Here is a 395-nt window from a genome sequence, read left to right as displayed (position 1 = left end):
TTGTTGAAGTCGAGCTGCTCAATGACGTTGAATCGCTCAAGCTTGTTGAAGTTGAACTGCTCAACGATGTTGAGTCTGACAAACTTGTTGAAGTTGAACTGCTCAATGACGTTGAATCGCTCAAACTTGTTGATGTTGAGTTACTCAATGACGTTGAGTTGCTCAATGACGTTGAGTTGCTCAATGACGTTGAGTTGCTCAAGCTTGTTGAAGTCGAGCTGCTCAATGACGTTGAATCGCTCAAACTTGTTGATGTTGAACTACTCAACGATGTTGAATCGCTCAAGCTCGTTGATGTCGAGTTACTCAACGATGTTGAGTCTGACAAGCTTGTTGATGTCGAGCTGCTCAATGACGTTGAATCACTCAAACTTGTTGAAGTTGAATTACTCAAT

At 42.0% G+C, this 395-nt stretch carries 1 protein-coding gene; it reads left to right on the top strand.

Going from position 1 to position 395, the window contains the following annotated elements; genetic code table 11:
• Positions 1–395, top strand: a 395-nt coding sequence (locus ESE_RS12415; protein WP_010375380.1) for a hypothetical protein, incomplete at both ends; no start/stop codon positions are given.

The sequence above is a fragment of the Weissella cibaria KACC 11862 genome (assembly GCF_000193635.1).
GTDB lineage: Bacteria > Bacillota > Bacilli > Lactobacillales > Lactobacillaceae > Weissella > Weissella cibaria.
The sequence above is the reverse complement of the archived record's forward strand: the minus strand, read 5'-3'. Positions and strand labels throughout refer to the sequence as shown.